The sequence below is a fragment of the Acinetobacter sp. MF4640 genome (assembly GCF_002018895.1).
GTDB classification, from domain to species: domain Bacteria; phylum Pseudomonadota; class Gammaproteobacteria; order Pseudomonadales; family Moraxellaceae; genus Acinetobacter; species Acinetobacter johnsonii.
In genome coordinates, this window is sequence record NZ_MVOM01000020.1 from 1 (window position 1) to 19791 (window position 19791).

At 40.5% G+C, this 19791-nt stretch carries 23 protein-coding genes and 2 pseudogenes; 14 read left to right on the plus strand and 11 right to left on the minus strand.

Annotated elements, in window-relative coordinates; genetic code table 11:
* Positions 1-132: pseudogene (locus MF4640_RS18975) on the plus strand (IS481 family transposase); the annotation flags it as partial.
* Positions 129-398: pseudogene (locus tag MF4640_RS08420) on the plus strand (amidase family protein); the annotation flags it as partial. The pseudogenes MF4640_RS18975 and MF4640_RS08420, both read left to right, overlap by 4 nt.
* A gap of 55 nt (positions 399-453) precedes the next feature.
* Here the strand turns inward: MF4640_RS08420 and MF4640_RS08425 are convergent.
* The 4 genes from MF4640_RS08425 to MF4640_RS08440 form a co-directional block, all read right to left on the minus strand.
* Positions 454-1608 carry an MFS transporter gene (locus MF4640_RS08425; protein WP_078389272.1) on the minus strand — a complete coding sequence of 385 codons (1155 nt, stop codon included), beginning with the start codon at positions 1606-1608 and terminating at the stop codon, positions 454-456.
* 141 nt (positions 1609-1749) lie between these two features.
* Positions 1750-2511: a 3-oxoacyl-ACP reductase gene (locus tag MF4640_RS08430; protein WP_078389273.1), complete on the minus strand. Its 762-nt coding sequence runs from the start codon at positions 2509-2511 to the stop codon at positions 1750-1752.
* Between the two features lie 173 nt (positions 2512-2684).
* Positions 2685-4625 (minus strand): esterase/lipase family protein, encoded by a 1941-nt coding sequence (locus tag MF4640_RS08435; protein WP_078389274.1) that lies wholly within the window; start codon positions 4623-4625, stop codon positions 2685-2687.
* A 133-nt stretch (positions 4626-4758) separates the two neighbouring features.
* A complete protein-coding gene (locus MF4640_RS08440) occupies positions 4759-5838 on the minus strand; it encodes a putative zinc-binding metallopeptidase (protein ID WP_005399410.1) in 1080 nt (359 codons plus the stop codon).
* A gap of 329 nt (positions 5839-6167) precedes the next feature.
* On the opposite strand from MF4640_RS08440, the gene MF4640_RS08445 reads away from it, so the two are divergent.
* The 4 genes from MF4640_RS08445 to MF4640_RS08455 all read left to right on the plus strand — a co-directional run bounded on the left by MF4640_RS08445 (position 6168) and on the right by MF4640_RS08455 (position 8660).
* Positions 6168-6659, plus strand: a complete 492-nt coding sequence (locus MF4640_RS08445; protein WP_078389275.1) for a hypothetical protein — start codon at positions 6168-6170, stop codon at positions 6657-6659.
* A gap of 320 nt (positions 6660-6979) precedes the next feature.
* Positions 6980-7102, plus strand: a complete 123-nt coding sequence (locus tag MF4640_RS19885; RefSeq protein ID WP_256350806.1) for a hypothetical protein — start codon at positions 6980-6982, stop codon at positions 7100-7102.
* Between the two features lie 4 nt (positions 7103-7106).
* Positions 7107-7562 (plus strand): CopG family ribbon-helix-helix protein, encoded by a 456-nt coding sequence (locus tag MF4640_RS08450; protein WP_078389276.1) that lies wholly within the window; start codon positions 7107-7109, stop codon positions 7560-7562.
* A 75-nt stretch (positions 7563-7637) separates the two neighbouring features.
* Complete coding sequence (locus MF4640_RS08455) at positions 7638-8660, plus strand: ABC transporter substrate-binding protein (RefSeq protein WP_078389277.1); 1023 nt, start codon at positions 7638-7640, stop codon at positions 8658-8660.
* Between the two features lie 111 nt (positions 8661-8771).
* On the opposite strand, the gene MF4640_RS08460 is transcribed toward MF4640_RS08455, so the two are convergent.
* The 5 genes from MF4640_RS08460 to MF4640_RS08480 form a co-directional block, all read right to left on the minus strand.
* On the minus strand, positions 8772-9101 hold the full coding sequence (locus MF4640_RS08460) for a DMT family transporter (protein ID WP_004693041.1): 330 nt from the start codon (positions 9099-9101) through the stop codon (positions 8772-8774).
* A 17-nt stretch (positions 9102-9118) separates the two neighbouring features.
* Positions 9119-10003 carry a hypothetical protein gene (locus MF4640_RS08465; RefSeq protein ID WP_078389278.1) on the minus strand — a complete coding sequence of 295 codons (885 nt, stop codon included), beginning with the start codon at positions 10001-10003 and terminating at the stop codon, positions 9119-9121.
* On the minus strand, positions 10000-11010 hold the full coding sequence (locus tag MF4640_RS08470) for an isopenicillin N synthase family dioxygenase (protein ID WP_078389279.1): 1011 nt from the start codon (positions 11008-11010) through the stop codon (positions 10000-10002). The genes MF4640_RS08465 and MF4640_RS08470 overlap by 4 nt, the downstream gene beginning before the upstream one ends.
* Positions 11011-11082: 72 nt before the next feature.
* Positions 11083-11979, minus strand: a complete 897-nt coding sequence (locus MF4640_RS08475; protein ID WP_078389280.1) for an ABC transporter ATP-binding protein — start codon at positions 11977-11979, stop codon at positions 11083-11085.
* Entirely contained in the window at positions 11979-12923 is a 945-nt protein-coding gene (locus MF4640_RS08480) for an ABC transporter permease (RefSeq protein ID WP_078389281.1), read from the minus strand. Before MF4640_RS08480 ends, MF4640_RS08475 begins: the two co-directional genes overlap by 1 nt.
* A gap of 185 nt (positions 12924-13108) precedes the next feature.
* Between MF4640_RS08480 and MF4640_RS08485 the strand changes: the two genes are divergently transcribed.
* From MF4640_RS08485 to MF4640_RS08520, 8 genes are all read left to right on the plus strand, one after another.
* A complete protein-coding gene (locus MF4640_RS08485) occupies positions 13109-13477 on the plus strand; it encodes a hypothetical protein (protein ID WP_004693046.1) in 369 nt (122 codons plus the stop codon).
* A 3-nt stretch (positions 13478-13480) separates the two neighbouring features.
* Positions 13481-13906 (plus strand): hypothetical protein, encoded by a 426-nt coding sequence (locus MF4640_RS08490; protein ID WP_078389282.1) that lies wholly within the window; start codon positions 13481-13483, stop codon positions 13904-13906.
* Between the two features lie 127 nt (positions 13907-14033).
* Positions 14034-14285, plus strand: a complete 252-nt coding sequence (locus MF4640_RS08495) for a hypothetical protein (RefSeq protein WP_078389283.1) — start codon at positions 14034-14036, stop codon at positions 14283-14285.
* A 33-nt stretch (positions 14286-14318) separates the two neighbouring features.
* Positions 14319-15044: a zeta toxin gene (locus tag MF4640_RS08500; protein WP_078389284.1), complete on the plus strand. Its 726-nt coding sequence runs from the start codon at positions 14319-14321 to the stop codon at positions 15042-15044.
* A gap of 473 nt (positions 15045-15517) precedes the next feature.
* Complete coding sequence (locus MF4640_RS08505; RefSeq protein ID WP_078389285.1) at positions 15518-15934, plus strand: YeeE/YedE family protein; 417 nt, start codon at positions 15518-15520, stop codon at positions 15932-15934.
* A 1-nt stretch (position 15935) separates the two neighbouring features.
* Positions 15936-16358 carry a DUF6691 family protein gene (locus MF4640_RS08510; protein ID WP_078389286.1) on the plus strand — a complete coding sequence of 141 codons (423 nt, stop codon included), beginning with the start codon at positions 15936-15938 and terminating at the stop codon, positions 16356-16358.
* On the plus strand, positions 16355-17224 hold the full coding sequence (locus MF4640_RS08515) for an MBL fold metallo-hydrolase (protein ID WP_078389287.1): 870 nt from the start codon (positions 16355-16357) through the stop codon (positions 17222-17224). The genes MF4640_RS08510 and MF4640_RS08515 overlap by 4 nt, the downstream gene beginning before the upstream one ends.
* A gap of 214 nt (positions 17225-17438) precedes the next feature.
* Positions 17439-18212, plus strand: a complete 774-nt coding sequence (locus MF4640_RS08520) for an alpha/beta fold hydrolase (RefSeq protein ID WP_078389288.1) — start codon at positions 17439-17441, stop codon at positions 18210-18212.
* On the opposite strand, the gene MF4640_RS08525 is transcribed toward MF4640_RS08520, so the two are convergent.
* Together MF4640_RS08525 and MF4640_RS08530 are read right to left on the minus strand one after the other, a co-directional pair.
* Entirely contained in the window at positions 18213-19184 is a 972-nt protein-coding gene (locus MF4640_RS08525) for a M15 family metallopeptidase (protein WP_078389289.1), read from the minus strand. It abuts the gene before it with no gap.
* Entirely contained in the window at positions 19181-19780 is a 600-nt protein-coding gene (locus MF4640_RS08530; RefSeq protein WP_078389290.1) for a hypothetical protein, read from the minus strand. The genes MF4640_RS08525 and MF4640_RS08530 overlap by 4 nt, the downstream gene beginning before the upstream one ends.
* Between the last annotated feature and the right edge of the window lie 11 nt (positions 19781-19791).

Genomic DNA, 19791 nt, shown 5'->3' on the forward strand with positions numbered 1-19791 from the left:
TACAACTTCGGCCGCAGACTCAAAACACTCAGGGGCCTGACTCCCTACGAATTCATCTGCAAACAGTGGACAGATGAACCTGAACTTTTTAAAATTGATCCGATCCATCAAATGCCGGGACTAAACACCTAAAAGTCGGCAAAGCACATTTGCTGGCGCAAGGAAAACTGGTCGATAAAATTGTGAAAGATAATTTGCGATGGGTACCTTTTACGCAGTTAGCCAACATCACAGGTTTACCCGCGATGTCTGTACCTTTGTATTGGAATGCTGACAATCTTCCGCTTGGTTCACAGTTTATTGCGCCTTTTGCCCGTGAAGATCGGCTCTTACAGTTGGCTAGTCAGCTTGAACAGGCCCAGCCATGGTTTCATAAATATAGTGAAATCAAAGTTTAGAAAGCTGATTAATGAAACTGCTGCAATTTATGTGTACAGATCAGAAGAGAACTTTTTAAGCTTGAACTTCTTTGGGTAAGTACCGAACAAAACCTAAGCCCAGTAACACAGCACAGCCTGCCAGAATAAAAATATGTTCGCCTGACAGGCTGTGCCAATAATGTCCTGCAAGAATACTTCCAGACGCTACACCCAGTCCCCACATGGTGCTATATAAGGCTTGACCGCGTCCTTGTTGTCCTAAACTAAAGTTTTGGAAAATGATACGCATGGCGATGAGATGAAATAAACCAAAGCTAAAGGCATGAATTGTTTGTGCGAAGAATTGGATCGCGAAGATTTGTGGAAAAGAACCGACCATAAACCAGCGTAGCGCCGTGAGAATCAGACAAATAGATACCATGAGTCGCCATGAAAAACGTTTGAAAAAAATGTGAGCAATGGCAAACATAATAATTTCGGCCATGACACCGACAGCCCACAAAAAGCCAATTTCTGTGGTTGAGTAACTGGCTTGTTTTAAGAAGTTGCTATAAAAACTATAAAAGGGCGCATGAGAAAAAAGCAGAATAAACTCGATACCGAAAAATGCCGCTACAACGGGTTTTTTTAAAATAGGTAATAATGGCTCAAGCTGCCCTTGTGAATTGGGGGCAGTGGTCGGTTCTTTGATGCTAAATGACCAAATAAAGGCCAAAAAAGAAATGCACAGCAATAAAACTGGCAGCATAGAGATGGGTAAAATTTCTAATAAGGCTCCGATACCAAAAACCCCGACAATAAAACCGACCGAGCCCCACTTTCGAACTTTTCCATACAAAGCACTACGCTGTTCCGCGAGCCAAAATAGCGTAACGCCTTCAAATTGAGCCAGAATGGCATTTTGGAAGAAGCTAAAGATCAGCATGAGCAGGGCGATCGCCTGAAAGGAGTTTGGAATGATAAAAATCATGAACCAAATACAGGCTTCCATCCAGGTTGCGACTCTGACCAAGAGCATCCGTTTCCCTGATTTATCTGCAATCCAGCCCCAAATAAAAGGAGCAAAAAAACGGGTAATGATCGCAATTGAGGAAAGAATACCGATTTCACTGTAGTTAAAGCCTTGATCTTCGAGATACAGGCTCCAAAACGGCATGAAGGTGCCCACAATGGAATAATAGAAAAAGTAAAAACCAGCCAGTCGGTGCCGAATGGGGAAAGAAAGCATCGTACTGTGTTCCTTGGTTTGGTGGGCAGATTCTTAAAAAGACTTGAACCTAAAATAAAGCTTCAAGTCGATGAAGCTTCGAGAATTTTAAAACTGGATTGTTTAAATCATGCTTATTCAGAGTTCAGGGATTAAAGCTCATTAGCCTTTGACTAAACCACCATCCACAATCAAGTTTTGACCTGTCACAGCACAAGAATATGGCGATAAGAACATTAAAATGGCTGAGGCAAATTCCTCAGGTGTAACTACACGACGCAGTGGTGTTGCACTCGCGATGTAATCAAAAACTTCATTGGGTGTACTTTTGCTGGCATCGGTGGTTTGTAGTAAACCGCCAGAGAGCATATTGATATTAATGCCGTATTGACCAAGTTCATGCGCTGAGGTACGGGTAAATGCCAACAGTGCAGCGTTCGCCGTGGTGTAGTCATGATAAGGCACCACAGGGTTCTGCACCAAATTGGTTCCGATGTTTACAATGCGCCCAAACTGACCTTGTTTCATACCTTTAAGCGCTGCTTGGGTAGTATTCAAAGCGGCTTTAACTGCACCCTCAAATTGTTGTTGCATAGTTTCCCAGCGGAGCTCATGAACTTTTGGGCGGGCCTCGCCATTAAACTCGAACTGAATCAGCGCATTATTAATCACGGCGTTGATATGCTGTCCAAAATGCTGAAAGCTTGTGTCAAACATACTTTTGACTTGAGCATTGTCTGTAACATCAGCTTGGTAGATAAAAACCTGTTCGGGATACTGCTGAGCTAAGGTTTGTGCTGCTGCTTGGCTGTTCAAATAGTTCACGACTACACGAGCACCTTCATTGATTAAGGCGTGTGTAATCGCAAGACCTAAACCGCGTGCGCCACCTGTGACCAGTACAACTTGATTTTTAATGTGCATAATGTTTCCGAGCAGATAAATGTATGTATTTTTTAGATAAAGCAAGTATATCAAAACCTTTCCGTACGTTAGGTTTTACAACTGCTACTTTTCAGGTTTTCGATGCTCATTTAGCTGGGTTAGAGTATTTGGATAAAAGTCGCCTAGCAGTAGAACAGTTTTAGCATTAATGATTATTGGGCCTGAGTTTGCTCAAGGTGTAGCCTCAAAATACGACGCAATTCTAATAATGTTTCTGCTTCCTCATGCACCGAGTGGTTGCCTTTAATGATTTTTTCAGAGACAGCTTGTTCTAAATGTGAACTTGAATACGGCACAATACCATCGCTCATGTCATGTATGTCATTGGTCTGACGGTGATTACCAATAATAGAATGATAAGGAACTGTGGATACCGGCATGATGTTACTGGTCAAAGCCATAAAGCGTGACTTTGGACTTAAGTCGTCTGGGCCAGATTGCACCATGCCTTTGGTGCTAGAGCTACCATTGAGCTGTATATCCACTTGGTTAAAGAAAGTAATCGGCAACTTCACCATTTTCTTCACCAATTCCATGTACCAGCGGTCAGACAGTTCACTACCACGGTGAGGTGTGGCAATAAAAATTGCACGTCCAATGGGTAAATCAGAATGAAATTGAAAACGTTCTTTGATTACGGGATATTGTTGTAATCGGGTGTATTGCTCATAGTTTAACAGTGGAATCACTTGCTCAGAAATATCGTGCTCACTAATCAGTAAGCGACTAATAACGCCGCCCATACTGTGTCCAATCAGCACGGCGTCACTGGCCGAGCGAGAGTTGGGTTGAACTTGTGCAAAGGCTTGTTTAAGTAGTGCATGAATCTGAAAGCGGCTTTCAACAATTGGCATATTGGTTGAATAAAACACCTGCCATACCTGAAAGTTTTCTCGTAAAACTTTATCCCCCAAAATGTTATTGGTCAGATTGACCCAAGTTTCAGGGCTGCTGGCGAGACCATGAATAAGTACAATCACTTTTTTATTCGGTTGGTAGGGTTCAAGCATATAGACATGTGGCATACGCAAGTGCTCAGTTTTATCGAGCAAGGTTAAGTAGCCTGTAGAGCCCAGTTTATTTTCTGCCAGCCAATAAGCAAAAGGCACAGAATAATTCGCCGTGAGGATATATTTTTGTTGATGTATGTCTACATACTTTTGCGTATAAGGATTAAATAACTCAATCTCAAAAATGGCTTTGCCATTAAGTACATCTTCAATGCTGCTTTCAGAGTTTAATGGCTGTGCCGTTGCGGTTACGGACAAATAGCGTGCAGGATGGATATTGGGATTGGTTTGATTTTGATAAAACGATATCGGGTCAAGAATAAAATCATTTTTATGAATAGGGTCCGCTTCAGTCACAACCACGAACTCTGCGCCCAAACCGTCTTGACGGTTGACTTGATAAAAACCCGAGAAGTTTAAATTATAACTGGATTGAACTCGGTCAATGGTTTTACTTTTCAGTTCAGGATAGTGTTCTAAATTTACAATATATTGACGTTGTTGGACGTTGAGTTGCGCGGGAACTTGATGAAAAGGCTGCGTACGGTACGCCGTGGTAATTAAACGCGACAAAGCGACATTGTAAAAAGTGCGGAGATGCATTTGTCTTTGATCAAAAACACGGGTACTTGGGCTTTCTTGCATTTTAAATAAATACACATAGCTATAGCGTAAACTTTGGTCGAAGGCATTAAGGCTCTGTTCTAAGCAGTGATTATTTTCACTATGTAGCTGTGCTTGGGTACAGTTGCGTTGTTTTAAATTATCTAAAGCTTGGGCTAAATACAGTTCACTTAAAGCGGCATAGCGTTCATCTGCAGCAATATCTGTTTGTGTGTTTAAGCGTTGCAAACATGTTTCAAATTCAGCGGTGCATTGCTGTGGCGTCAGGCTGAGTAGTTTGAGTAAGCTGGTGGTTTCCGCACTCAATTGTTCGTGGGTTAAGATATTTTCGGACTTGCTACGAATAGCTTGATGGATGTTATTTTCTTTAACTTTGACCAACTGGCAGGCCGGCAATAAAACAATCGTTAGCCCTAAAATGATTGGTCGCGTGAAAGTATGATGTCTCGTTAAAAGCATAGTTTTTAGCACGGACGTTATCTATATAGGCTAAAGATGTCTTTCATTTTAAGATAATTTCTAACGAGTTACATCCAAATTCGGTCCGATCTTTGGTGTCCCTAGACATAACTTAAGAACGCTTATATTCAGCTCAAGCAATTTGGCGAGCAAAGGCTTTGCCCAAAACATGTTTATGTATAAATCGTAATTTATCGAGGACTGGTGCTGAGAGCGTAAATGGATAAGCATCTTCTAAACCCATACTGCGATTTAACGCATTTAAGTTAAAAGTTAGTGTCATCCATTGTTTGAGGAGTAAATCAAAATCTTGAGCGCCGATTGGATTTTCATAAAAGCTTAAGTCATGGGTATCTTTTCGATTATTGCGCACAATTAATCCTGCATAGTAAGCGGTTTCCAATGTGTCCATCATGTGTAAATAGTGTGCCCACGTTTCTGCCCAGTCTTCCCAAGGATGTGTGCTGGCATAAGAGCTGACATAAAATTGGTCCCAGTTTTGTGGTGCGCCATCTTCATAGTGGCGTTGTAGTGCTGCGTTATAATCTTGACGCTCATCTCCAAAATACTGACGGAACTCGTCGACCAGCTCAGGATGTAGCGATTTAATGAGGTCAAAATAATAATGACCACTTTCATGACGGAAATGCCCCAAAAGCGTACGGTAGTTTTCACCCATTTTAATACGGGTCGTTTCCCTATAGATGACATCTGCTTCACTGGCATTGAGTGTAATGACGCCATTAGCATGTCCTGTCAACACAGGGTGCTCTGGTTCAGGCATGAGAAAATTAAAACGGAGTCCGTAGCGATCATCATCGTTATCTTTGGGCCTTGGCATAATATTCAGGCGTTGCATTAAATACAGAAAACGCCGTTTAGCATGTTCGAGCCGTGACCAATAGACAATATGATCTGGGTTATCGAGAGTTGGAATGGTATATGTAAGCACACAAGACTCACAGTAGATGTCGTTGCTCTCTGCGGGAATAACCCAATTACAGACTTGATGATGCTGATAGTTATAACAAGGCTTATAGCGCTTCGTCTGGTATTTTTCATTTAGCGCTAACCAAAGAACAGGGCTATGCTGTTCAAAGCTCCCCATATCTTTTTCTGATGCAATATAACCGAGTGTAGTTTGGCAGCTCACACATTGTGAGTTGGCAAAAAAGATTTGGTTTTGACAGGATGCGCAACTAAAGAATTTCATCGGCGGCTATGTCTTTGGTGAGCTTTTAGAACCAGTATAAAGGATGTTGATTCCCTTCGTCATGTTCTGTCATCTGTTTTGATTGGCTTGCAAAGTTGAGTATTCATTGAGAGCATATTAGAAAGAACACATGTGCTTGGTTAGTAGCTAGCTTTTCAGCAGGTTCTTTTCTTTCATATTTGTATAAAGAGATATAAGTTTTAAAATTTATAACCTGAATGAACGAAAAAGCTTGATTTAGGTACAGATTCGTCAAAAATAGGGACTGGGAAAAATCAAAGCTTCATTTTAGAATTTCAAAGCCTTTTAAGTTTCTGGGAGTAAATATAATGATAACGAACGTATCGCCAAAAAAATGGCTACTCATGAGTTTGGGGGCGATGTTGCTTTCAGGTTGTGCGACAACCTCTACAGACCCAAGTCGTCAAAATGTGGGGACCACAGGTTTACTCATTTGTGCGCAGAATGAGCTTTGTCCAGTGGTCACTGTGAGCTGGAATGAATCCAACAAAGAACTGCTTAAGTTAAAAATGCATTTGAGCAGTACTTACAATAAATACGACATTCAAAAGGTCGTGTTTACCAATGGACAAAAAAGTCAAACTTTTGCTGTCATTGGGCCAACAGAGCATGATCATGTGTTAGGCACCAACCGTTCGACCAATTATATTTTAGCGCCTGTAAATTTGATGAGTAAGTTAAAAGGAACGGATTTGATCAAAATGAATATTTATACAGATCAAGGTGTTATCTCTCGATATGTGTATAAAGATGGCGTCTCAGCTCCAATTTTGGGTGAGTTCCAAAAAGTTTATCAATAAAAGAAAAATCGCCATCTGGCGATTTTTTTTTGCGTATAAGTGAGAGAAAACTAAAAGCTGTGAGGACATAAGATCTCATTTTCAGAAGGTATTCTGTCTATAAGGACGTAAACATTGGGTCTTTGACGGATGAAAAGTCAAGCTGAATAGCCCGAAATGCACTTTGATGTATCAATTTTAAAAATAGAAATACATTTTGCACAAAAAATAAACTTTTTAATGCGCTTTTGCTGTCAGTCTAATCAAAAAAATTGGCATGTATTCTGCTTAGTTCTAGGTATTACAAAAACCTTTTTTGGTAATACCGAAAGGAGCAGCAAATGTCTAAACAATTCAAAGATGACTTAAATGCATTCTTCACCGTATTTAAACAGTTCGTGGTCGCCATCTTAAGTGCTAGAGCGGGCATTTATATCAAGCAAGACCCATCCGAAAAAGGATAAGCATGTGCCGAAACATAAATTAGCACGGATCAGTATTACTGTGCCTGCACTAACTGTCGATGCATTGGATCAGAAAATTGTCGATCAGCACTACGAAAGTCGTTCTCAAGCCATTGTCGACATGATCAATAAACATTTGATTGCGGATCAGGAGCAACGTAACGCCGTGATGGTGGGGACATTTACCTTGCTCTATGACGCCAGTGTTACGCCACTTAGAGTCCAATTGCTGGACTTGCAGCAACAATTTTTAGAGCAAGTGGTCAGTTCACTGCATATTCAGTTAGATGAGCAAAAAATTCTAGAAGTGATGATTTTGCAAGGCTTAACTACAGAGTTAAAAGCATTAAGCCAGCAATTCATTGCTTTGAAAGGTGTGATCAAAGGGCATTTGGAACTGATGGATGCGGTGATGCCGCCGATTCCACAAAACGAAAAACAGAGCGCGTTGAAATCGTGACCATGTTCACCGCCCTCAATGACTCACTCCATATATAGCAAGTTTAAACATTTACAGCATCGGGAAAATTGCATCATGATTAAAAAAGCGTTCTTATCAGCATCTATTGTTTCGACTATTATATTGGCAGGTTGTGATAACACTGCCAAAATTCCTGAAACAAAAGACAGTGCATCTGAGAGCACAGGCACCAAAACCATCATGATTGGTTATAGTGATTGGCCGGGTTTTGTTGCATGGCAAGTGGCAATTGAAAAAGGTTGGCTCAAAGAAGCAGGGTTGAATGTTGAGTTTAAATGGTTTGATTATTCATCATCGCTTTCTGCTTTTGCAGCCAATCAGCTAGATGCAGTACTGGTGACCAATGGAGATAATCTAGTCACAGCCTCTGGGGGCACTCAAGGTGTCATGATTATGGCGACAGACTATTCCGCAGGTAATGACGTGATTATCGCAAAAGATGGAATTAACAGCATTGCCGATTTAAAAGGCAAAAGTATTGCTACTGAAAAAGGCTTGGTTGACCATCTATTGCTAAGTACAGCACTAACAGATGCAAAAATTAAGACCAGTGACATTAAATTGGTCAATTCTATGACCAATGAGCTTCCGCAAGTTTTTGCAAGTCCAGACATTACTGCAATTGCGGTCTGGCAACCTGTAGCCAATCAAGCTTTGAAGTCTGTTGCAGGGTCTAAAATTATTTATAGTTCTAAAGATAAGCCTGGTTTAATTTATGACACGCTGACCGTGAATATGAGCCATCTTTCTGCCAATAAAGAAGATTGGAAAAAGATGATCCAAGTGTGGGATAAAACAGTCAAATATATTAATGACCCTGCAACACATGAAGACGCCGTGAAAATTATGTCTAACCGTGTTGGCGTCAATCCGAAACAATATGAACAATTTATTGGCGGGACGCATTTACTCGATTTGGCAGCCAATAAAACCGTCTTTAAGAAAGGTTCAGGTTTTGACTCGATTTATGGCTCAAGCTACCACGTAAACAAATTCAACGTTGAAAATGGCATTTATAAAAAAGAAATGGATGTTGAGGGTGCAATTTATCCAGCTTTGGTTGAAGAGTTAAAGTAAGACTCCGTAGAAACTAAAAGCCCAAGTTAACTTGGGCTTTTTTGTATGAGTGTGTTTAAAAAGCAAAGAAAGATCTAATGTTAAATAAAGAGTAGATTTTAAGGCATGTATTTATAAATGCGTACTTTTAGAAAACACATGAATAATCACGATGCCGATAATCATAAAACTTAAACCAACAACCGCCGCAAAGTCGAGCTGCTGTTTAAAGTAAATCCAACCGACTGTAGAAATAAGAATAATGCCCGCACCTGACCACAGTGCGTAAGCTAGCCCCATAGGGATGGATTTAAATGTTAGACCTAAGAAAAAGAGTGCAATTGCATAACCAACAATAGTTAAAACGACAGGTAAAGGTGCAGTGAAACCATTGGTTGCTTTTAATGCAGAAGTCGCGAGGACTTCTGCAATCACGGCGATCAATAAATAGAGAAAAGTCATAGCTTATTAAAGCTCCCTTACGCAACCACAGTTGCATGATGCATGAGGTGATGTTGTTCTTGTTTCAGCCAATCCTGACTGTCCGCCGTGGTAGGTGTTATATTTTGAAAAGTGTATTCAGGTTCATACACATCCACGACAAACACCAACTGATATGCTTCGCCACCGATCAATTTACGCTGTATGAGGGTTTCAACATCAACGACTTCAAAACCATCTAGGATGAGTTGCTGTTGAGTCATTTGGGTGCAGCTTGAATATTGAATGAGCTGATCTTGAGTTGAAACTGATACTTCATAGCTTTCAATTTGATTTAAGTCAGAAGAACTTTGCTCCACATAAGAAAGAACCCCTAACGCGTCTACATTCTGTTGAATCTGGGGTAAACGTGACTGTGCATATGCCATATGCTCGCCGCAGATGATGAGACCGCCATCGAGTGAAATTTCTTGCTGCGTGGCAACATGTATGGCTTTGACTAAGCGTAGTCCTAAAAATAAACCTATACTGGCTTGTTGACGCCAGTCTTCAACATAGGCATTACTCGGTGAGAACTCCAAAATACAATTGCCAATGCTATGCAGGGTTGCAGGCTCAGGCCACTGGGTATGGTTCTGATAATTACTACTTAGCTCCCATGACAGTGATGCATTTTGTGCATCCCAATGCGTATAACCGACCCATGCTTGACGCTCTACGATAGGTGTATCTATTACAGATTTGAGACGTAGGTCAATGGTGAAGCTCTTGGATTGAAACCAATACACAATCGTATTTTCATCTGTCAGACCATTGTAAAAGCTAATACTCTTACGCCGAAATGCGCCCATTAAATAGGTTGGTACATTGCCTGAAGCAGCTGTGATAGGTTTTAGTTGACTTAAAGTTTCAAATAAATTCATGGGGTGTACTCCATGTTTGACTCAGTCAGACCAAAAGAATAAAGCGGAACGGCATTCTTTAAGACCAACTCACCATTGGCTACACGTTGTTTTAAATAATGAAAGGTTTGAGCCGTTTGATTAAACAAATGTTCTCCACCTGCCAGTGGCGCATATTTAGGTGGTTCATTTGTATTAATCGGTTGGATGAGATAGTCATAGTCACAAGAAAAAAATAAAGGGAAGGAATAGCGTTCTTGTTGGACTTTTTTAACCCGATGCTTGGTGGCTAAATATTTACCATTGGACAATATTTCCATCATGTCACCTATGTTCATTACCAAAGTATTTTCAAGTAGAGGAATATCAATCCATTCGCCTTGTTTAGTGAGGACTTGTAAACCGGGCGCTGTGGGTAGTAATAAAGTAAAGCACTCATAGTCGGTATGTGCCCCGATGCCTTCTGCATCTGTCGCTTGAGGGTTATATGGATAGTGAATGAGGCGTAACTGGCTGGGTGCATGTTGAATATGCACATCAAAAAAGTCTTCTTTTTGCTCTAAAGCCAGCGCAAAACAGCGAAATAGTTGATGACCAATCGCTTTTAAGTGCTGATAGTACTGTGAGACATGGCGTTTAAATGCGGGATCATCTGGCCATTGCGTTGCGCCAAGTAAGGGATAATTTAATGCAGACCCTTGATAGTCATAATTCACATCATAAGATTCTTTTAAATCGTAGCTGTTACTCGAAAACTGTTCCTCACCTATAGGCACATAGCCACTATGATTCACCGATTTTCCAATATAGTTTTGCATTTTGAGTGCGTCATCTTGGGCAAAATAGTGCTTCGCAATGTCACATAACTGTGCAAATAATGCAGGTTGAAATTGATCACCTCTGAGGTAGAGAAAGCCAACTTCTTTACAGGCCTGATCAAGCGCTTGAGCAACTTGCATATGGTCATCTAGATTTGTGCTATTTAAAAGGCTGATATCCACCAGTGGAAGGACATATTTATCTTGCATGGTAAAATCCTCGCGTTGGCCGTCCAACAGTGTATAAAACCTAAGGGTCGTCCCTCAGGCGAGATCAATGAGTTACTTGTGCGTACTGACTTGGGTCATACGGGGAATTTTGGGTAAATCTTCCAGTGCTGGGTCAAGCTCTTCTTCTTGTGCGTGTACTAAGAAATCGACTCGCTCTCGAAGTTGCTTAAAGGCAGGGCTGGACATCAGTTCAGTGTTTCGTGGACGGGGTAAATCTACTTCAATAATTTCTTTAATTTCCCCAGGATTGGCTTTCAGCGCTACGATACGATCAGCCAGTAAAATAGCCTCATCCATATCATGGGTTACAAAAATGATAGTGATATCAATGTTTTGCCATAAGTCCATCAGGTGTTTCTGCATTTTCTGGCGGGTATGCGGGTCAAGCGCACCGAAAGGTTCATCCATCAGTAAAATTTTCGGTTCATTGACTAAAGCACGGGCAATCGCAACACGTTGCTTCATCCCGCCAGATAGTTGATGTGGATATTGGTTCTCATATTTCTCTAAGCCAATAATATTGGTCCATTCTCGTGCAGCCGCTTCGGCTGAGGCATGACTTGCACCTTTCATCAGTGGACCAAACATCACATTTTCTTTAACCGATTTCCAAGGGAATAAGGTATAGCCTTGAAACACCATGCCTCGCTCTGGACTAGGGCCTGAAATGGGCTGTCCATCTACTAGCAATTCGCCACTGCTATAAGGGTCTAGACCCGCAACAACACGACTAAAGGTCGATTTTCCACAACCAGATGGCCCAATCACACAAATAAACTCCCGCTTATGAATTTTCAAATCGAGCTGATTTAAAATCGTGCGTGAGTTTTTACCATGCTGAAAAACTTGACTAAGTTGTTTGGCCTCTAAAATGACAGGACGTTGATAAATGTGATCAAAATACTGACGAGCATTGAACTCCGTCGCTTTTATATCTGTGGTTATCATTATTTTGCTCCCGTTTTCCATTTAAACAGATGTTGTCCGAGCTTCATTAAAATCACATCACAGACCAAGCCAATCACGCCAATAATCAAAATTGCAGCATAGACATTGTCAAAGTTCTGGTAGCGTGCTTGCTGGGTAATAAACCAAGTGATCCCTGTGGTGGTGCCAATTAGTTCAGAGACAATCAAGTAGGTCCAAGCCCAGCCCAGCAAAACACGTAAATCACGATAAATATCGGGTAACGCCGCTGGAATGACCACGTGAAACAGACTTTTTACTTTATTCGTCCCTAGGGTATAACCCGCTTCAATCAGTCCACGATCCACCATACGTGTGGTATTGGCAATAATCAGAATTTGCTGAAACAGCGTTCCAATCACGATGATGGCAATCTTTGGTGCATCATTAATGCCTAATATGGCAACAGCCAGTGCACCAAAGGCAGGCGCAGGTAAGTAGCGAAAGAATTCAACAAAGGGTTCAGTCAGCTGGGAAATTTTGTTGGAAAAACCACATAAAATCCCCAATGGAATACCAACGAGTGATGCAATAAAGAAAGCACTAAATACAATTCTGATGCTGTGCCAAAGACTTTGATGAAACCATGGTGCATCGGCTTGAGTGGGTGGTGTAGTAAATGCCGTCACTAAGGCTGTCGCAACTTGGTGGGGTGCTGGTAAATAAATGGGATTGACCAAATTACCTTGTGGCGGTTCAGTGCCTCTATTGACGGCATTTTGCGCTTCTGCATAGAACACACTTTTGTCTACACGGCTACCGACTTGTAAAAAAGAGACACTGCCAGAGTTGGTGATTTGTACCTGAGGATGCCAAATAAAGGGCAAATAACTCACAGCACACCAAATGAGGATTGGTATTAGAAATGATCCAAAGCCCAGCAATATTTTGCTTTGAGGACTGAGTTCTCGTGCGATATAACCCATAGTTGCTTAGCCCCGATATTACTTTTTTTATAAAACGTAATACTGCTAAGCAAAATGAATGCCAAACTTGTAGCGGTATTGAGTGTTCACCTGTGTGCTAATTGTTTAAATAAAAACAGCCTTTGACTTAAATATGTTTTAAAATGCGCTATCGATAGATTGACGCTCAAAAGGGGCAGCATCGCATGGCACAAAAGTCACAACAATCTGCATTGAATGAATTGATTGCAGAACAAAAACTACTGTGTGAAGAATTTGACTCTGCTTATGTTGAAGTAAAAGGTGATGATGTCGTTGCTGTTGCTGTGCATACTTTGAATCAAGAACCCATTGTTGGTTTACGTAAAAAACCAGAAACTGAAGAGAATGTCGCTTGGTTTATCTATGGTGGTGAATTGGGTGAAGGACAAGACTTTTTTACAACCATGACTGTACGTGAGTTACAAGATATCTTGCCCGATGTACTTCCGTACTTGGCTCTAAGTGAAGGTTACCGTTTTATGATTGATGGTGATGACTATGAAGACGTTTGGAAAGAAGGCGATGAGTCTTAAGATATGAAAAAACAGACATGGACGTTGCTTAGTTTTTCGTTATTTTTATTATCGCTTCTATCAACCCAGAGTTATGCAGAAACAATAAAACTGACTCAGGCGCAATATGACCAGAAAATGGCTGAATATACCGCAACGGTGAATTCGACTAAAACTGTTCTAGATTCAAAAGATAACCAAGCAACTGCAACAGAAATGAAAACCGCATTTTGTCAGCGTATGGATGCATATCATCAAATTGCTGCGCTATCTAAAGCCAATATTGAGTTAAGTACCGCTTCAGTGATGCTGATGGTGGCCAACCGTTATCTTGATCAGCAAGAAAAAAGCCTGACCGATGCAGGGATGAATGAAAGTGCCTTCTGCCCAACGGCTAAAGCTTTAAAAGTTGAAGATACGAAACGATTAAAAAGTAAAGTAACCGAATAAGACAGCATGAAATTAGTGTAGATATTAAGATCTAATTTATTGTTTCAGGATGCTGTATAAATAGACAATGTCCTCGATTGTGTTAAGATAAATAAAAATCAACCATCGTTTGAGTAGGAGTTGGTGTATGGCAGCTTATACCGACATTAAAGTAGGCAAATATGAGGATGATATGATTCCTAAACTTGCCATTCATGCTTTTCATAATGCTTTTCAAAAAGCAACCACTCGTTCGTCTGTAGTTTATGCAAAAGCAGAGCAGTTGGTTGAACGCGATATTCATGGCAATGAAACTGTTTTACAAGACTTAAGTCATGCTTATGTCGATGTAGGCGTTTTACCGACACTGACACGTAAAAAGAAACACGCAACCGTATAGATTGATATGCCACCTCGACAACCTAGAATAAGAATGTTTGCAGGGCCGAATGGTTCGGGTAAAAGCACTGTTAAAGATTACCTTTTGCCCCAACATATTGGGGCATATTTAAATGCAGATGAACTGGAACAAAACTTAAGACAGAATCAACGCCTTGATTTATTGCATTATCATCCGTCCTTAAAAGCTTTAGAGTTGGTCACTTTTTTAAAAAGTAAGAAACGTCCTCAAGCGGGACAGTTCGTGGCCTTACTTGCACATGAGCCGATGGTACTAGATGAATGGAAGATTGAGTTCAAAACTAATGAAATCGACTCTTATCTCTGTGCACGCATTATTGATTATATCCGGCTTGAGTTTCTGCGCTTAAAAGTCAGTTTTACTTTTGAGACGGTAATGTCACATATCTCTAAAGTTGAGTTTCTCCGAGAAGCGAAACGTCAGGGTTATAAAACCTATCTATATTATGTCTCAACAGTAGACCCACAAATCAATATTGCCCGAGTCAAGTATCGCGTCAGTGTGGGTGGTCATCCTGTTCCTGAGCAGAAAATTATTGAACGTTACTACCGTAGTATGGATCTGCTCATGCAAGCCATAGAGTGCTGTGATCGAGCCTACTTGTTTGATAACTCTTCTGACGGTATACAAGCGTCTTTTCTTGCAGAAATAGAAGCAGCTGAAACCTTAAAAATGAATGCCGCCGTGTCTAAGCTCCCAAGATGGTTTGCAGAACGCGTACTATCAGAATTCCAATAAACTGCTCAGAAAAAGAGCAGATTATTTTATCCTTTTTCATGTGTCTGCCCGCATAAAAAAATATTCAAAAGTCGCGAATGTGTTTCATAAACCCAGAATAATGATCATGATGTAGAGATGTACCTCTAACTGTATTCAGTTTCTTTAAATGAAAACTATCATGAAATAAAGCGAGAGAAGTTAAGTATTTCTAATCTAAAAAAGGGCTGAATACAAAATCTCTCGGGGATATATTCAAGATTTTTGCATGATTGTGAAGAATAACTATGTAAAAGAAATGCTTTAAGGTGTTATCTAAAAGACTAAAAGCTTCGAGAACGGACGGGTAGTGCCATTCAAATATCTAAAGCTAGATGAAAGGGCCCGTAAACAGTGGTCATAGACGTGCATAGCATCGATAGATACAAAGGGTGCTTGATTATTTTTTAATTAAATATATTATAAAAATATATATTGTTTTAAGGTGCTTACCAATGCATGATTTTGCGTGGTCTTTTATAGGTGGAATATTACTCGGCATCTCAGCCGTTGGATATTTATATACCAATGGACGAATTGCAGGAATCAGTGGTCTGGTCTCTCAAGTTTTAAACTTAAAAGGGATCATAAATACGCCTGCACTGTGGTTTTTATTGGGCCTGTTCATTGTTCCGTTTATATACGCAGCTTTTGTTCAGCCAGAAATCCATATTGAGGCTACACCTTTCATGTTAATTATTGCGGGCGTATTGGTAGGCTTTGGAACTCGCTTAGGCTCTGGTTGTACCAGCGGGCATGGTATTTGTGGTATCAGTCGCTTATCCAAACGTTCAATCATCGCTACAATGAGTTTTTTGTTCGCAGGCTTTATTACTGTGTATGTTGTCCGTCATATGCTTGGAGCAATCTAAAATGAAAAATGTTTGGGCATTCATTTGGGGTGGACTATTTTCAATTGGTCTCATGCTTTCAGGAATGTCGGATCCTGCGAAGGTGATTGGCTTTTTAGATATTTTCGGGCAGTGGGATGCCAGTTTAGCTTTTGTGATGATGGGTGCAATTGCGGTTGCATTTATTCCTTTTCAAAAAGCTGTACGTCAGCCACATCCAAAAACGGTTTATGGTGAAGCCATACAACTTCCTAAAAATACGAAAATCGACAGAAAACTGATCTTCGGAAGTCTGCTATTTGGTATAGGCTGGGGAATTGCGGGAATTTGTCCTGCGCCGAGCTTTACTTTGATTGGACTAGGTTATTTTCAAGCGATCTATTTTATAATTGCGATGTTCGTCGGTGTACTGCTACATCGTAAAGTGATGGAGAGAATGCCATGAAGCAAATTGCTCAAGTAAAAGCATTTTTTGATACAGCGAGCAACACGTTTAGTTATGTGGTGAGTGATCCCGACACTCAGCGCTGCGCCGTGATTGATAGTGTGTTGGACTATGATGCAGCATCGGCAACGACCAAAACAGAGCAGGCCGATTTAATTATTGCTTATATTCAGGAAAATAGCCTAAGCATAGACTGGATTTTAGAAACACATGTGCATGCAGATCATTTAAGTGCTGCACAGTATTTAAAGCAAAAACTAGGTGGAAAAATTGCGATTAGTCATAAGATCGAGATAGTACAACAAACTTTTGGTGAGATTTATCACTTAGATATTAAGAGTTTAAATGCCAAGCAGTCATTTGATTATCTTTTTGCAGATTACGAGACATTTTTGATAGGCAACATAAAAGCATATAATATTCCGACACCAGGGCATACACCTGCGTGTCTCAGTTATGTCATTGGTGATGCTGTTTTTGTGGGGGACACTTTGTTTATGCCTGACTATGGAACGGCACGTTGTGATTTCCCAAAGGGGAGTGCGGCGGCTTTATTTGACTCAGTGAAGACTTTGTACACATTGCCAGATCAAACGCGGATGTTCTTATGTCATGACTACTTACCCGAAAGTCGTGATCAATACCAATATGAGACATCGGTTTATTCGCAAAAGCATGAAAACATTCATATCAATACTACAACGGAAAGGGCCGATTTTGTCGAGATGCGAAACCGCCGTGATGCAACGTTAAGTATGCCAAAATTGATATTACCCGCAATTCAAATCAATATGTTTGCAGGCAAGTTCCCTCAACCAGAAGACAATGGTATTTCTTACTTAAAAATTCCGCTGAATTATTTTTAAAACAGAAAAGTAGCAAGACTTAAAGCATTCGGCATCTTTTCACTTGCTTAAAATCTGATATTAAACAAACATGCACATCATGCTTTTAAATTTAGCCTAAGCAAATATCTCACCTAAAATAGCCTAAGCAAAATTGAACTTAATATAAAAAGTCATTTGATTTATTTCCATTAAAAATTCAATATCTATATGAATCAAATAAAGTAAGTTTCATATGATCCTAAATCATCAATTTCATCAAAATGAGCAGCCGCGTGCAAAAACATTGGTCTTTGTTCACGGTTTATTTGGCAGTTTAAGTAATTTAGGGATGTTGGCTCGGGAGTATTATTCAAGCCACCATGTATTACAGATAGATGTACGTAATCATGGGTTATCGTCACATTCAAATGTTATGAATTATGAAGTCATGGCAGCCGATCTAATTGAAACTTTAGATGAACTCAACATCGAGCACTTTTCTTTGATCGGGCATTCGATGGGTGGAAAGCTGGTGATGAAAGTGACAGAGCTCGCAGGAGATCGACTAGATCAATTGGTGGTATTGGATATTACGCCTATTGCTTATAAAGAAAATAATCATGAGCAAATTTTTAAAGCGCTCTTTGCCGTACAAAAAGCAGAGATTGAAACACGTCAACAAGCCATAGAAATCATGCGTGAATATCTCAAAGAAGAAATGGTTATACAGTTTCTCTTGAAATCTTTTAGCAAAGGGAAATGGTTGTTTAATGTAGATGCACTGTATCAGAACTATGCCCAAATTCTGTCATGGGATAATATAGAAACATGGCATAAGCCTGCATTATTTATACGTGGTGGAAACTCACCTTATGTAGCAAAGCCAGAATATATAGAAGCTATCCAATCGCAGTTTTCTCAAGCCCAGATTCAGATTGTTGCAGATGCTGGACACTGGTTACATGCAGAGAAAACTGAGCAAGTTCTGCAAATCATCACTCAATATTTGAGTCAGCCTTCAACCTGATTAACTCAAATTCGCAGCTGAAAGTTGTCCTTCAGAGGTCAGCTTTTCAGCCATTTCCGCAGTTTTCTTTAAATTCGGCATTCGATATTCAGTATGACCATAGTCTTGGATCGACTTCCAACGCCCGCCCCAAGTTAAACCTACAGATTCTGCAACTTCACCATAGAGCTGATAGCCACGCATCGCCCATGGATCTCGTTCAGAAATAACGACTTTTCCATCCCGCTTAAATGCGACATCCGCTGCCAATCCAAATTGGTGGTAACTTTGGTAACCACGCGCCAAAGTCGTATTTTTATTGCTGGCTAAAGAATTTTGACGCTGCGGGCTACGATAGCCTTCCAGTAAAACAAGTTCATATCCATGCTGCTCACGCATTATTTTAAATACCATCAGTAGACGTTGTTTATAGCGTGGGTTCATTTTGTGCCACTTACGATCAGCTGTTGCTAAATTGTCATGTGAATGAGTAGTTGAATGAACATCCTGAATACTCGGATCGTAACTCGAAGCGCTGGCTTGAATAGAATTATTATTAAGATCCGCTTGTTCAAGCAGACTTGCTTCAACTATGGCCGCAGCAACTAATGCTTCTTCGACCTCTGGTGGTGGAGACAAAATTTGTCCATCAAGTAAAGCATAAATTTGTGGATCCGATTGTCTTAAATAATCTGCTTCGATTTTAGTGGGTGTGACTGGGCTGGTAAAAGCAAACATTAAGATGCTGGCAAATAAGAATAGACCCGCAACCAATATCCACCACTGTTGAATATGCCAATGCGATTGCAATTGCTCGGGCGCAGCAGCATGATTTATATGCTGTGCAAAATGACGAGCGGATTGAAATCTTTGTTTTCCTTGAGGAATTAACCCGACAAAAAAGCCAGCAAATTTTGCTCTGAGTTCGTAGGACAGTGCCAAACCTAGTCCTAGTGCCAGGATTAGAAAAAGCGAAAAAAGAGCATAAATCATAGTCTGATAGTAGCTGGCATTGGGGCTTCGACGGTACGAGTTGTAATTTTGGTTTGTACACTACCTGTGGGAGATTCTTCGGATTTTTCCACAGCCTGTTCTGCTTTGGTTACTTTGTCGTGATTTTTATCTTTCGGTGCGGCCGAACTTTGCGTTGACGAGTTTTGTTTCTTATTTTCTTTTGGTAAGGGCTGCGGACTAGCACTCTTCATCGATGGTGCAGCAACTGTTTCGGTTGGACGAAGAAAAGCTTTGCTTAATTCATCTTCTTTGGGTTGAGGAAAATCAGAAGGCGGCTCAGTTACATTTGAAGGTTGAACACTTTTAGAAGGGACGACTTTAGTCGCTTCAAAAATAGCTTCGGGTTCCTGAGTCGGGGCTTCATTATCAACTGAGGGTTCAGCGACATCGACGCTAGAATTTTGACTAACCTGTATTGAATCATTTTTTTGTTGTGTAAAAAAGTAAGTAAAACCAAGAGTGGCCATCAATACGACACCACTCAAAAAACCACCAAACGCATAGAGCATAGGTGAAATATTTTTCTTTTTTGTAGACGTCAAAATTTTGACTGAAGTCCGTTTTTCATGAGCCATGGAGTTAGTTC